12 protein-coding genes are annotated in these 13857 nt (G+C 64.9%); 4 read left to right on the top strand and 8 right to left on the bottom strand.

Going from position 1 to position 13857, the window contains the following annotated elements; genetic code table 11:
* Positions 1-21 precede the first annotated feature (21 nt).
* Both FLQ44_RS15295 and FLQ44_RS15290 read right to left on the bottom strand, forming a co-directional pair.
* Positions 22-849 (bottom strand): AraC family transcriptional regulator, encoded by an 828-nt coding sequence (locus tag FLQ44_RS15295; protein ID WP_147695105.1) that lies wholly within the window; start codon positions 847-849, stop codon positions 22-24.
* A 67-nt stretch (positions 850-916) separates the two neighbouring features.
* Positions 917-1561 carry a MarC family NAAT transporter gene (locus tag FLQ44_RS15290; protein WP_147695104.1) on the bottom strand — a complete coding sequence of 215 codons (645 nt, stop codon included), beginning with the start codon at positions 1559-1561 and terminating at the stop codon, positions 917-919.
* 230 nt (positions 1562-1791) lie between these two features.
* Here FLQ44_RS15290 and FLQ44_RS15285 point away from each other — a divergent pair, with 230 nt between their 5' ends.
* Positions 1792-2250, top strand: coding sequence for a copper chaperone PCu(A)C (locus tag FLQ44_RS15285; protein ID WP_147695103.1), 459 nt, complete (start codon positions 1792-1794; stop codon positions 2248-2250).
* 223 nt (positions 2251-2473) lie between these two features.
* Here the strand turns inward: FLQ44_RS15285 and FLQ44_RS15280 are convergent, their stop codons facing one another.
* On the bottom strand, positions 2474-3631 hold the full coding sequence (locus FLQ44_RS15280) for a glycerophosphodiester phosphodiesterase (protein WP_147695102.1): 1158 nt from the start codon (positions 3629-3631) through the stop codon (positions 2474-2476).
* Between the two features lie 158 nt (positions 3632-3789).
* Between FLQ44_RS15280 and FLQ44_RS15275 the strand changes: the two genes are divergently transcribed.
* The 3 genes from FLQ44_RS15275 (at position 3790) to dinB (ending at position 8276) form a co-directional block, all read left to right on the top strand.
* On the top strand, positions 3790-6516 hold the full coding sequence (locus FLQ44_RS15275) for a bifunctional diguanylate cyclase/phosphodiesterase (protein ID WP_170252992.1): 2727 nt from the start codon (positions 3790-3792) through the stop codon (positions 6514-6516).
* A gap of 362 nt (positions 6517-6878) precedes the next feature.
* Positions 6879-7184: an Rdx family protein gene (locus tag FLQ44_RS15270; protein WP_147695100.1), complete on the top strand. Its 306-nt coding sequence runs from the start codon at positions 6879-6881 to the stop codon at positions 7182-7184.
* Positions 7185-7193: 9 nt separating this feature from the next.
* On the top strand, positions 7194-8276 hold the full coding sequence (gene dinB, locus FLQ44_RS15265; RefSeq protein ID WP_147695099.1) for a DNA polymerase IV: 1083 nt from the start codon (positions 7194-7196) through the stop codon (positions 8274-8276).
* 6 nt (positions 8277-8282) lie between these two features.
* Here the strand turns inward: dinB and creD are convergent, their stop codons facing one another.
* The 5 genes from creD to FLQ44_RS15240 all read right to left on the bottom strand — a co-directional run bounded on the left by creD (position 8283) and on the right by FLQ44_RS15240 (position 13852).
* Positions 8283-9665 carry a cell envelope integrity protein CreD gene (creD, locus tag FLQ44_RS15260; RefSeq protein ID WP_147695098.1) on the bottom strand — a complete coding sequence of 461 codons (1383 nt, stop codon included), beginning with the start codon at positions 9663-9665 and terminating at the stop codon, positions 8283-8285.
* A 99-nt stretch (positions 9666-9764) separates the two neighbouring features.
* Positions 9765-11219 (bottom strand): two-component system sensor histidine kinase CreC, encoded by a 1455-nt coding sequence (gene creC, locus FLQ44_RS15255; protein WP_147695097.1) that lies wholly within the window; start codon positions 11217-11219, stop codon positions 9765-9767.
* The gene (creB, locus tag FLQ44_RS15250) at positions 11219-11902 is read right to left on the bottom strand and encodes a two-component system response regulator CreB (protein ID WP_147695096.1); all 684 of its coding nucleotides are present in this window, start codon (positions 11900-11902) and stop codon (positions 11219-11221) included. The genes creC and creB overlap by 1 nt, the downstream gene beginning before the upstream one ends.
* A gap of 65 nt (positions 11903-11967) precedes the next feature.
* Entirely contained in the window at positions 11968-12870 is a 903-nt protein-coding gene (locus FLQ44_RS15245) for a patatin-like phospholipase family protein (protein ID WP_206208920.1), read from the bottom strand.
* A gap of 94 nt (positions 12871-12964) precedes the next feature.
* Positions 12965-13852 carry a patatin-like phospholipase family protein gene (locus FLQ44_RS15240; protein ID WP_147695094.1) on the bottom strand — a complete coding sequence of 296 codons (888 nt, stop codon included), beginning with the start codon at positions 13850-13852 and terminating at the stop codon, positions 12965-12967.
* Positions 13853-13857 lie beyond the last annotated feature (5 nt).

The raw sequence follows: 13857 nt of genomic DNA, 5'->3' as shown, positions 1-13857 counted from the left end.
GGCTTGAACGATCTTGCGCCGCTAGCGGCCACGCACCGTGCGCTGGTAGGCAGCCGGCGTAATGCCCAGCGCGGCACGAAAGGCGCGCGTCAGCTGCGGCTGGTCAGCAAAGCCCAGCTGCGCGGCCACCTGCGCCGGCGGCACACCCTGCGCCAGCAGGCGGCGGGCGCGCGCCACGCGTAGCTGGTTGCGCCAGGCTACCGGCGGCAGGCCGAACTGCTGGCGAAAGCGGCGGTTGAGGTGCCACGGCGACAGCCCGGCCTCGTCGGCCAGCGTCTGCAGGGAAAGGTTGTCGGCCAAGCGGTCGGCCAGCAGGCTGCGCACGCGCTGCAGGGCCGGGTGGGCGGCGGGGAGCGCCGCCTCGCGCACGCCCATGTGGCGGGTGAGCACATCGGCAAAAATGCCCTGCTGCACGCTTTCGCGCAGCAGGCGGTCGTGGCTATCGCGCAGTAGCGGCTGCAGCTGCCACAGCCGTTGCCACAGCTCGGGGTCGTACACCACCGTATCGCGAAAAAAGGGCTGCACCGGCCTACCGGCCATCTGGGTGGCCAGGCCCTGTATCAGCTGCGCCGACGGGTAGTAGCCGTGGTAGCCCCAGCCGGCGTCGTGCGCCGAGCGGCCGGTGTGCACTTCGCCAGGGTTAATCAGGATCAGCGCGCCCGGCCCGGCCACGTGGTTACCGCCGCGCCAGTGGTAGGACTGCGCGCCCCAGTGCACGGTGTTCACCACGTACTCTTCGTGAAAGTGCGGGGCAAACACCTGGCGGGTATAGAAGGCGTCCAGCAGCTCCATCGGCGCAATGTCGTCGGCGCGGAAGAAACGGGCGTGTTCGGGGCGGGCAGCGGTCATGGTGCAGCGGCAGCGGAGTGATGCTGCATTCTGGCACAGCGCCGCCGCGCCGTTTTGAACGATCTTGTCAGGAACCGGCCATGAAAGTGCGGACGCCGGAGCCGATAAACTGCACGCCCACGCAAATCAGCAAAAAGCCCATCAGCCGGCCCAGTACCTCGGTACCGGCGCGGCCGATGCGCTGCGCGATCCAGCTGGCGGAGCGCAACAGCAGGAAAATACCGGCGCAGGTCGCCAGGATGGCCAGCGTGGTCATGCCCAGCGCCAGCAGGCGCGCGGTGTGGTTACCCAGCTCGGCGATTTCGGTGGCCATGCCGATCACCACGGCGATGGTGCCCGGCCCGCTGATACCCGGCATGGCCAGCGGAAAGAACGCGTAATCTTCGCGCCGCTTGGTGCTGGGCGCCATGCCCGGGTCTTGCGACAAAAACAGCATGCGGTAGCCCAGCGTGGCCACCACAAAGCCACCGGCAATACGCAGCGCGCCGTAGCTGATGCCAAACGCCCCCAGAATCACGTTACCGGCCAGTAGCGACACCAGCATGATGGCCGCCGCGTACACGCAGGCCATGCGTGCCTGGTGCGCGCGGCGCAGCTCGCTCATGCCCTGGGTCAGGCTGACGAATAGCGGAATCTTGGACAGCGGGTTGGTAATCACCAGCAGGCTGACCAGCCCGCCAAAGAAAAACTGCAGATACAACGCCTTGATCATGATGCACTTCAGCAATAAGTTGGCCGCCATTGTAGCCAGCTGGCACCGCCCTGCACGCCGCTGCCATGAAAGACAATAAAATTGCGGCAGCGGCGCATCCAGGCGCACAGGCTGCTGCGATGGCAGGCATGGCGGGTGCGGCATTTTGTCGCAGGGCAATGTGCCGCAGGCGCGGCAGTGGTAGCCTTGCGGCCAACCTGTCTGCTTTACATTTTTGCAAAGGAATCCGTATGCGCAAACTCGCTGCCCTGGCCCTGGCCTCCCTGCTGTCCCTGCCTGCCCTAGCACACGACTATACCGCTGGCGCGCTGAAAATCGGCCACCCGTGGAGCCGCGCCATGCCGGCCACCAGCCCCACTGCCGGCGTGTTCATGACCATCAACAACACCGGCAAGGACGCCGACAAACTGGTGTCCGCCACCAGCCCGCAGGCCGGCAAGATCGAGCTGCACACCCACGTTAACGACAACGGCGTGATGCGCATGCGCGAAGTAGCAGGCGGTATTGCCGTACCGGCGGGTGAAGCCACCAAGCTGGCCCCGGGCGGCCTGCACGTGATGCTGTTCGACATCAAGCAGCAAGCCAAGGTAGGCGACAAGTTCCCACTGGTGCTGAAGTTTGAAAAAGCCGGTGAAGTGAAAGTAGACGTGAAAGTGGAAGACGGCGCCCCGGCCGCCCACGCGCACTAAGCGTTTGCGCCACATGAAAAAGGCTGCCCGAAGGCAGCCTCAGGTTGCTGGCAAAGTACCGGCCACGGTTTTACCGGACCCGGCAAAGCCGGGCCGCTCCACATAGGTCTTTGAATCCGCAGCCTTCCTGTTTACAAGACAAAGCCTGTTTGCATTGCAAACAGGCTTTGTCATCAATTTCAGGCTGCCCGCGGGCAGCCTTTTTTGTTACCGCTACGGGTGCTTATTTTTGCAGCAGGCGGCGCGCGGCCACAGCGGTATCGGTGTAGTCGGTAAACACGCCATCCACGCCCAGCTCGAAGTAAGCGCGGTACTCTTCCAGCGGGCTGTCCTGGAAGTTGGCCGCCAGGTGCTTGGACTCGTTACGGAAGGTATACGGGTGTACCAGCAGGCCGGCTTTGTGCGCGTTTTTCACCACGTCGCTCGGCTCCATCATGGTCATGTCGCGCTGGTCTACCACCTTGTCGCCATCCACGTCGGCCGCTTTGCCGGTTTTCGGGTCCAGCATCGCCTGCCAGCTGATCAGGTACGGCTTCCACGGGCCGATGCCGTCGGCAAAGGTCTTGATCTCTTTCAGGCTGGCCGGGGTCAGCATGTCGGCGTAGGTGCGCTTGTCGCCGGATACCACGTGGTCGTACGGGGTGTTGGCGTCAATGGTGCCGTCCGGGCGCACGTCGTTGGCGTCCAGCAGGTACACCAGCTTGTTGGCGGTCAGCTTGCGCAGCTGCTTGAGGTTGGCCGCTTCGAACGACTGGATGAACACCGGCGCGTCCTTGCGGTTCAGCTTGTATTTCTGCAGCAGGGCAACCAGCGGTTTTTCCAGGCCCAGGCCCAGCTGCTGGTGGTAAGTGGGGTGCTTGGTTTCCGGGTAGATGCCGATCTGGCGGCCGGTTTCCTTCGATTTGGCTTCGCGCAGCGCCAGCACTTCTTCAAAAGTCGGCACCTGGAACTGGCCATCAAACGCCTTGCTACGGTCGCCACGCGGCTGGATGGCGCGCAGGGTCTTGATCTCGGCCAGGGTAAAGTCGCTGGCAAACCAGCCTTCTTCGTCGTTGCCATCTACCTTCATGGTGCGCTTGCGGTTGGCAAACTCGGGGCGCTTGGCCACGTCGGTGGTGTCTTTCAGGTTAGGCTCGTGGCGGGCAATCAGCACGCCGTCTTTGGTGGCCACCAGGTCCGGCTCGATAAAATCGGCACCCAGCTCGATCGCCTTGGCGTAGCCTTCCAGCGTGTGGTCTGGCATATAGCCGGACGCGCCACGGTGGGCAATCACCAGCGGTGCTTTACCGTCCAGTGTCGGGAAAACAGACTTCTCTGCAGCCCAGGCCGGTGCGGCCAACGTAGCAGACACAGCCATGGCGATGATGATCTTCTTGTTCATTGCTACCCCCTGAGTAATACACGTGTCGATGAAAGCCACCAGTCTGGCACACGCATGTGATGCTTTTTTGACAGGGCTGCGGCTTTGCCTGCAAGGGTAGGGTGCAAACTGCTATGCTTTGTCTCTGTCCTATGTTGTCTGCTGCCATGAGTCCGTTCTTGCAAAAACCCTTCCGCCCGGCGCTGCTGCTGGTTCTGATTTTCCTGTCCGGGGTACTGGGTATCTGGTGGCTGGCCGCCTCTGCCGCGCGCGATGTGGATAACGAGTCACAGCGCATCAGCCAGCTGGCGCTAAGCCAGGAGCTGGCACGCGAGCGCCGCCAGCTGGCCAATACACTGCAGGACTACGCCAACTGGGACGAAATGGACGCCAAGATCAACCGCGCCAGACCAGACCTGGCGTGGTTGGCCAACAATATTACCGCCTCGGTGTACCACAACCTCAACATCCACCTGGCCTTGCTGGTGGATGCCAGCGAAGGCGTACTGCTGGCGCGGCGCAATGGCATGCTGGTCAACCCGCCAGACCGTGCCCTGCCCCTGCCGGATCAACAATGGCTGGCCCTGCTGCGCCAAACCGAGCGCTACAGCCAAGCCCGGCCTGGCACCATGCCCAGCCAGCTACTGCGGGTGGATACCGTCAACCCGCTTACCGGCCACCCCGAGCCGCGCATCCTGCTGCTCTCCATCCAGCGCATCACCCCCGAACTGAACAAGTCAGTACAGAGCACCCAGCAGCGCTACCTGATTTTTGCACGCTATCTGGATCAGCAAAGCCTGCAGCAGCTCAGTAGCGACTTTCTGCTACCGCAGATGCGGCTGTATTTCACGCCGCAAAGCCCACCAGACCTGTCTGCCCTGCCACTACAAGACAACAATGGCCAAACGCTGGCATGGCTAGGGTGGCCCAGCCGGGCCCCGGGCAACAACATGCTGGAGCGCATCCTGCCGCAAAGCCTGTTGCTGCTAGGCGTGATTCTGCTGCTAGGTGCGGCCATTGTGCGCATGGCCGAACGCTGGCAGCACCACAGCCTGCGCCAGGCAGAACGGCTGCAACAGCAAGGCCAGGCACTGCAAAACCTGGTGACCAGCCGCCGCGACGACCAACAAGAGCTGCGCGAATATCTGGAAGAGGTCATCCCGCTTTTGAGCCAGACGCTGAAAGTGAACCGTGTCAGCGTGTGGCAGTTCAGCCCGGACGGTAAAGAGCTGCTCTGTCTGGCCAGCCTGAACGCCATCAGCGGGCAGTTCAGCCACGGCGAGCTACTGGAACAAAGCAGCCACACCGACTATTTCCAGGCCATGCGCCAGCAGCGTTGTCTGGCCAGCCACCAAGCGCAGCAGGACGAGCGCCTGGCCTCGCTGCGTACCTATCTGGTGGCACGCGATGTCAGTGCCATGCTGGATGCGGCCATCGTGGTAGGCGGGCTGCACCACGGCATTCTGTGTGCCGAGTCGCAAACCCCGCACCGCCAATGGCAGCAGGACGAAATCAACTTTATCTGCTCGGCGGCCGACATTCTGGCGCTGGTGATGGAATCACGCGCGCGCCTGCACGCCGAAGGCGAGCTGTACCGCCAGTTCTACTACGACCGCTTTACCGGCCTGCCCAACCGCAGCCGCCTGCTGATGCAGCTGGACGAGCTGATCCAGCAAAAAGAAAGCCAGAGCCCGCAAAACAGCGAGCCGCTGGGCTGCCTGATGCTGGCGGTAGAAGGCCTCACCAATATCAACGAGCTGTACGGCCGCGATAATGGCGACCTGGTTATCCGCGAGCTGGGCCGGCGGCTGGAAGGCGTTATCGGCCACGGCGAAATGGTGGCGCGCAACGCCGACAACCGCTTTGCCCTGCTCATCCTCAGCCGCGACGAAGAAAGCCTGTGCCACCGGGTAGACCACCTCAGCACCCTGCTGGCCCGCCCGCTGGATATTCAGGGCCAGCAGCTCTATATCCGCCTGAGTATTGGCCTGGCGCTGTACCCGCACGACACCAACAACGCCGAATCGCTGCTGGAGCACGCCGAGATGGCGCTGCAGATGTCGCGCGAAGGCCCGGGCGACTGGGTACGCTTCCACCCCGACATCAACAGCAACTGGCGCCGCCGCAACCGCCTGCAAACCGAGCTGCGCCAGGCCATCGCCCGTAATGAGCTGGTACTGAACTACCAGCCCTACATCTCGCTGAAAAACGGCAAGGTCGCCGGTGCCGAGGCGCTGGTACGCTGGCAACACAGCGAAATGGGCCTGGTATCGCCCGCCGACTTTATCCCCATGGCCGAAGAAACAGGCGCCATCCACGCCATTGGCGCCTGGGTGCTGGAAGAAGGCATACGCCACGCCGCCAGCTGGCGGCTGCGCTTTCTGGAAAACTTCACCATTTCCATCAACGTGTCGCTGCTGCAGCTGGAAGACCCGCACTTTGCCGAAAGCGTTACCGCCCTGCTGGCGACCCACCACATGCCTGGCGAAGCGCTGGAGCTAGAGGTAACCGAAGGCCTGGCGCTGCGTAACACCCCTGAAATCGACAACAACCTGCACAAGCTGCGCGCCCAGGGCATTGCCATCGCCATTGACGACTTTGGCACCGGCTACGCCTCGTTCAGCTACCTGCGGCGCTTCCCGGTAGAAAAGCTCAAGATCGACAAACTGTTCCTGGACCGTGTGCCCGATAGCGAAGCCGGCAGCAACCTGGTGCGCATGATTGTGGCCATGGGCCACACCCTGGGCGCATCCGTTACCGGCGAGGGCATAGAAAACATCGAGCAGGCGCGCTTTCTGGCGCTGCACGGCTGCGACTACGCCCAAGGCTACCTGATCAGCAAACCCCTGGCGGCCGGCGCGCTAGAGCGCTTCCTGGTGGATGCCGAGCCACTGCAGATACGGTAATTGCATCGCTCTTGTCATAATTAATACCTATTGAAACAAAATTACGAGCAATAGCAAACCAAACGTTGCTTAGATGTAACATGGTGCGTCGCAATATTGTCCGACAAGCAAGCACTACGCTGGCCTGACATGCCAACTTGATGCAAACTGGCCCCCACGTTGCACCCTGCCTCCCAAAGCATTGCGCCAGGTTTCCAGAGAAGACCGGGTGATGGAGGAGAGACGAGCTCCACAGGAGCCACAACACATACAACACAGAAAGTAGCGGATCAAGGCGGCGGTGCAACGTCCCCCACCCCGCAGTTTGCAAGCCCCCCCATCAGCATTACCATGGCCCTCTTCACACATTGCGGCCAACCTTCATGACGACCCCTGCCCTGCCCCGTATTGCCATTCGCTATTGCACCGGCTGCCGCTGGATGCTGCGCGCCGCCTGGATGGCGCAAGAACTGCTTACCACCTTTGAAAAAGACGTCGGCGAAGTGGCGCTACAGCCCGGCAGCGGTGGCGTGTTTACCGTGCATGTGGATGGCGTACAGGTCTGGGATCGCGCTGCCGATGGCGGCTTCCCCGACATCAAGCTGCTTAAACAGCGCGTGCGCGACCGCATCGCCCCCGAGCGCCACCTGGGCCACAGCGACCACAGCGCCGCCGACAACGGGCAGTAAGGCCGCGCTTTGAGCGTACAACGCAAGATCATCCACATCGACTGCGACTGCTTTTTTGCCGCCGTGGAAATGCGCGACCAGCCCGCCTGGCGCGGCATACCGCTGGCGGTGGGCGGGCAGCCCGGCCAGCGCGGCGTGATCGCCACCTGCAACTACGAAGCACGGCGCTTTGGCGTGCGCAGCGCCATGCCCTCGTCGCTGGCGCTACGGCAATGCCCGCAGCTGCTGATCGTCCCGCCGGATTTTGCCCGCTACCGCGCCGCCAGCCAGGCGGTGAACGCCATCTACCAGCGCTACACCACGCTGATCGAGCCACTCTCGCTGGACGAAGCCTACCTGGATGTCAGCGGCCAACCCCACTGCCAGGGCAGCGCCAGCCTGATGGCACAAGCCATCCGCGACGCCATCCGTAACGAAGTAGGCATTACCGCCTCCGCCGGCATTGCCCCCAACAAATTCCTGGCCAAAATCGCCAGCGACTGGCGCAAGCCGGACGGCCAGTTTCTGGTGCGGCCCGATGAGGTCGCCGACTTTGTGCGCGTGCTGCCGGTAGAAAAAATATGGGGCGTGGGCGAAGTCACCGCCACCAAGCTGCGCCAGCAAGGCTTTTATACCTGTGGCGACCTGCAACAGCTGCCGCTGGCCGACATGCTGCGCCGCTTCGGCAAGCTGGGCAAAACGCTGTACGAGCTGTCGCGCGGCCAGGACAGCCGCGCGGTAGAGCCGGAACGCGAGCGCAAATCGGTGAGCGTGGAAGAAACCTACACCCGCGACCTGCCCGACCTGGCCAGCTGCGAAGCCGAGCTACCCGGCCTGCTGGCCACGCTGGCGCAGCGGCTGGAACGCACCGGCAGCCCGCGTTTTCGCGGGCTCACCGTCAAGATCAAGTTTGCCGACTTTACCCAGACCACGGTGGAATGTGCCGGCCACAGCCTGGATGCGGCCAACTACCGCCAGCTGCTGCACACCGGCTACGCCCGCGGCGGCAAGGCGGTACGCCTGCTGGGCGTGGGGGTGCGGCTGCAAGAAGCCGACCCCGCCATGCAGCAGCTGGAGCTGCCGCTACAACACGGCCGGTTGCCACCGGGCTAGGCCGGCCTATTGCGCGTCGGTCTGCTGGCTGTCTGCCGTCACGGCAGGCGGTTTGCTGCTACCGCCCAGGCTGCCCCAGTCGATGCGGCGGGTCAGGAACATGGTGAGCGCCAGCAGGGCAAACAAGCTGATACTACCCATCAGCAAGGCCATGTCCTGCGACTGCAGAATCATGAACAGCAAGCCATACAGTGCGGCCAACATGCCGGCAAATACCCCGCCGCTCTGCCAGCTGCCCAGCACACTGCTGCCGTATGCGCCCTGCAAGAGTACCGATGCCAGCGCCGCCAGCCAGTAGGCCATGGCAAAGCCCAGGTGCTCGGACAAAGACAACGTCAGCAGGAAGAACATGGCCAAACCCAGCATCACCAGCGTGTACTGCACCGGGTGCACCGACACCCGGTTGATGACCTCCAGCAAAAACACCCCGCCCATCATCAGCAACACAAACAGCTCGGCGTATTTCATGGTGCGTTCGTTCAGCACGTAGCGGTCTACCGGGTCCAGCAGGCGCAGGCCTACCCAGTTCTGCTCGCAGCCGCTTTTGCCCTGCAGGCAGGGGTTGCCACCGGTCGCCAGCTCGCTGGTCTGCCAGCGGGCACGAAAGCCCTGCGCGTTCACGCTACGGCTTTGCGGCGCAAAATTACCGGCAAAGCTGGGGTGCGGCCAGTTACCCGCCAGGTTCACCGTACTGCTATCGCCAGCGGGCTCCACCAGCAGCGCGCTGCTGCCCGCCAGCTGCAAGCCCAAACGGAACGACAGCCCCTGCCCCTGGGCGTTCAGCACGTCGCTGGCGGCCAAGGCCACCGCCGCGTGTACGCCACGCGGGCTGTGCGCCAGCCCGGCACCCGGTACAAACGCCAGCGCCTGGCCACCGGCCTGGCCAGCCAGCTGCTGGATGCCACGCACATCGCTTAGCCCCAGCGCCAGATACGGCTTGCCCCAGCGCGTACTGCGGCGCTCGGTATCGTTACTGAGCGTTTCTTCGTACGCGGCCAGTGCCGGTATGTGGAACTGCCCATCCAGCTGCAGCTGGCTGCGGTAAACCGGCGCCTCGAACAGGCCACGCTTGAGCAGCTCCACGGCCAACTTGCCGTCTACCGTGAGCTGGCTTGGGCTGAGCAGCAGCTGTTTGCTTTCTTCGCTTTGCGCCCAGCGCCCGCTCTTGCCGCCCTCCGCCGGCTGCCACTTATCTACCCTCACGATGTAGGGCAGCACCAGATAGGGGCCGCTCAGGTTTTGTTCGCCCGCACTGAACTGCGCAATCTCGCGCTGTACTTCCTCGGCGCGGCTCTGCCGCTCGTCCAGCAGGCTGCGTACCAGGCCCAGTGCCAGCAACATCAGTAAACCCATGCCGGCCAATACCAGCATTTTCCATCCCATTTTCATTGTGTGCTCCCTCAAGCAGTCAGCGTGAGGGCAGCATGCCGCCGGGACATCGAGGCAGCATGGACACCATGTGGAGGTTGTGTGGAGACGGCTGGCCGCTCAGCCCAGCACGCGCGCCAAGGGGTTGGCCGCATCGGCAGCCGGTAGCTGCAGCGTGACGCACACGCCCGGCGACTGGTTGGCCAGCGTGATGTCGCCACCGTGCAGCTGCACGATGGTGCGCGTCAGCGCCAGGCCCAGGCCGCTGCTTTTCGGCCCCTGCGGGCGCGGCAGCGAGTAGAAGCGGTCGAACAGCCGCGGCAGCGCGTAGTCCGGTACCGGTGGGCCGTCATTGGCAATGTGCAGCTGCCAGCTGCTGTCTACCGGCTGTAATTGCAGGGTGATGGCACCGTCGTCGGCGGTAAAGTCGATGGCGTTCTGCAGGATATTGCGCAGCGCCTGGCGCAGCAGAAAGGCATCGCCGGCCACCGTGGCCTGCGGCAGCGTGGCCGCTGGCGTCACGCGGCGTGCCCCCAGCTGCGGTGCCAGCGCCTGCAGCTCGCCGGCCAGCAGCTCGGTAAGCGGCTGCGGCTGCGGCTGCTTCAGTCGGCCGGTGGCCTCTAGCGACGCCAGCTGCAGCAGGTGGTCCACGATCTGCTGCAAACGCACGCTTTCGCTATCGATATGGCGCAGAAAACGCACACGCTCGGCAGGTGGCAAGTCGTCCTGCAGCAGCTCGGCCGAGGCACGCAGGCCGGCCAGCGGCGACTTCAGCTCGTGGGTCAGGTCGTGTACGTAGTGCTCCACGTAAGCCTTGCCGTCCAGCTCGCTACGCATGCGGCCCAGCGCCTGCGCCAGCGTGTCCAGCTCGCGGTTGGCGGCAAAGTGCGGCACCGCTTCGCTGCCCCCGGCGCTCACGCTGTCGGCAAAGCGCGTGAGGCGGGTAATGCCGCGGCTAAGCCACCACGAAAACAGCGCGCCCAGCAGTAGTGCGGCCAACAGCACCACGCCGATCAGCCGCCCCAGCTTGGCTTCGCTGCGCTCGATATGCGGCTGCATGGCCAGATTGGGCCGGCTCACGGTGAGCACCCCGATAATGCGCTGGCCGTCGCGCACCGGCGCCGCCACGTACATCACGGTAGACAAGGGGTTGGCCGCATCGGCCAGCGTGCTGCGCGCACCGTACTGGCCACGCAGCGTCAGCGCCACATCGCGCCAGCGGCTGTAGTCCTGCCCCACCGCCTGGCCGGCGGAATCCAGCAGCACCACGCCGCGCGCGTCGGTCAGGTAAACGCGCAGCTGGGTGTGATCCTGGCGCACGCCCCACACCTCGGCCTGCGGCTGGCGGGCAGCAAAGCGCTGCAGCGTGGCCGCCAGGCGGCCATCGTCCAGCCGGCCGGCCACCATGTCCGGCTGCACCATCTCGGCCAGCAGGTTGGCGGTGTCCAGCAGCACGGCCTCGGCCGAGCGCCGCATCGCCGGCTTGATCTCGTCGCGCACCACGCTCACCACGTAGGCGGCCAGCAAGCCCAGCAGCAGGAAGTACCCCGCAAAAATGCGCCAGGAAAAGCGCATCAGCCTGCCTCCAGCGCGTAGCCGAAGCCACGGTGGGTCACGATGGGGTCAAGGTCGGCGCGCACCTGGCGCAGCTTGGCGCGCAGGCTCTTGATGTGGCTGTCGATGGTGCGCTCGAAGCTGTCTTCCGCCGCCTCGCCCAGCGCGTCCAGCAGCTGGCTGCGGCTGAACACTTGCCCAGGCCGCCCCAGCAGCAGCGCCAGCAGGCGGTATTCAGACGGTGTCAGTGCCAGCGTCTGCCCGGCAAAGCGGATGCGCCGCGCCGCGGCCTCGTGGCAAAACAGGCTGCCAGGGTTGGCCGCAGGTACCGCAGCGGGCTGGCTGCGTTTGAGGATGGCGCGCACCCGCGCTACCACCTCGCGCGGGCTGAACGGCTTTACCACGTAATCGTCGGCACCCAGCTCCAGCCCCAGCACGCGGTCTACCTCGTCGGCGCGGGCGGTCAGCAGCATCACCGGCAGCTCGCTGTGGCGGCGCAAACGGCCCAGCAGCGCCAGGCCGCTGTCGTCCGGCAGGCCGATATCCAGGATAAGCAGCTGCGGCGGGTCGCTCGCCAGCGCCGCTTCGGCATCACGCGCCAGCGTGCAGTGCCGCACCTGCCAGCCCTCGCGTTGCAGCGCGAACAGCAGGGTATCGGCGATGGCCGGCTCGTCTTCGGCCAGCAGGATGCGGTAGGCGGACATGGTTATGGCATGCGGTAAGGAAAACGGCAGCTTGCCCGACGGGCCCGCTGCCGTAAAGCCCGCCCTTAACGCTGGCGCTGCTGCCAGGCGGCAATGGCGCGGCGAATGGCGGTGATGCCTTGCTTGCCAACTTTTTCGCCTTCGCGCATGGCACGGCGGCGCTGGTCGAAGTCGGCGGCGCCCAGGCCCAGTACCTGCGGGCGCAGGATGACGTCGGCGCCTTTGAGCTCGTTGGCCAGCGCGGCCTGGGTCATGATGGACAGGCTTTGGTCGAAGGTGCCCAGCACGCCGCTTTTGCGCTGCGCCGGCTTGGCGGTGATGTCCACGGCAATGACGATATCCGCGCCCAGCTCGCGCGCGGCGCTGACCGGCACCGGGCTCACCAGGCCGCCGTCCACGTAGCGGCGACCACGGATGGTGACCGGCTGGAACACATTGGGAATGGCGGCCGAGGCGCGCACGGCGGTGCCGGTGTCACCACTACGGAAAACCACGCGTGCACCGCTGTCAAAGTCGGTGGCCACCGCAGCGAAGGTGCGCGGTAGCTGCTCGATGCGCTTGCGGCCAACCTCGCGGTTCACCATGGCCGCCAGCTTGTCGCCCTTCAGAAAGCCGCCACCGGACAGGCTGAAGTCTTTCAGCTCGTCTTCGTTCAGCGCCAGCGCGCGGCGGCGCAGCTTGTCGGCGCTGATACCGCTGGCGTAGATGGCACCCACCACGCTACCGGCGCTGGTGCCAGTGATGATGTCGGGCACGATGCCCTGCTGCTCCAGCACGCGAATCACGCCCACGTGGGCAAAGCCCTTGGCGGCACCGCCACCCAGCGCCAGGGCGATGCGCGGTTTGCGCACCACTTTTGGCGCGGCAGGCTTGGCCGGTGCAGGGTTGGCCGCAACGGGTTTGGCCGGAGCCACCGGCACGGCTGGCGGCACCTCGGCTACCGGGGCGCTGGCCGGGGTAGCGGGCAGCGTACCGGCAGGCGGCTGGGCAGCCGGCGGTGCCACGCTGCTACACGCGGCCAACAGCAGCGGGGCCAGGGCGCGCAGGCTGCGCTGCAGGGGCTTAGGCAGCACGCTTGCGTTTTACCCAGTTATCGATGGCGGCTTTCACCTGCGGCAGCATGGCGCGGGCCACTTTTTCGCCTTCGGCAATGGCGCTGGCGCGTTCGTCAAAGTCGGCGGCGCCGATGTGCAGCACGGCCGGGCGCAGCACCACGTCGGCCTGTTTCAGCTCCAGATTCAGCGCGGTCAGGTTCATGATGTTCAGGCTGCGGTCCAGCAGGCTCAGAAAGCCGCTGCTGGCCTTGCCGGTGGGCTTGGCCGAGATGTCTACGGCGATAACGATGTCGGCGCCCATTTCACGGGCGGCAATCACCGGTACCGGGCTCACCAGGCCACCGTCCACGTAGCGGCGGCCATTGATGGTGACCGGCTGGAACACATTGGGGATGGCGGCCGAAGCACGGGCCGCGTTGCCGGTGTCGCCGCTTTTCAGCACCACGCGGGCGCCGCTATCCAGGTCGGTGACCACGGCGCCGAATTTGCGCGGCAGCTGCTCGATGCGCTTGCCGTCTACCTGCTGGTTCACCAAGGCGGCCAACTTCTCGCCCTTGAGGAAGCCGCTGGTGGAGAAGGTAAAGTCTTTCAGGTCGTCTTCGTTGATGCGCATGGCGCGAAAGCGCAGCGCTTCGCCGTCCACCCCGCTGGCGTAGATGGCGCCCACGATGCTGCCGGCGCTGGTGCCGGTGACGATGTCGGCCTTGATGCCATTTTGCTCCAGCACGCGAATCACCCCCACGTGGGCAAAGCCCTTGGCGGCACCGCCACCCAGCGCAAAGGCGATCTTGGGTTTGGGCACGGGTTGTTGCACGACCGGGGCAGAAGTAGGCGTGGTGCAGGCGGCCAGGCCTGCCAGCAGGGACAGGGCGGCAAAACGGCGAACAGACAACATAAAGG

This window comes from Vogesella mureinivorans (genome assembly GCF_007644035.1).
GTDB classification, from domain to species: Bacteria; Pseudomonadota; Gammaproteobacteria; order Burkholderiales; family Chromobacteriaceae; genus Vogesella; species Vogesella mureinivorans.
This window is presented reverse-complemented; position numbering and strand designations above follow the sequence as displayed.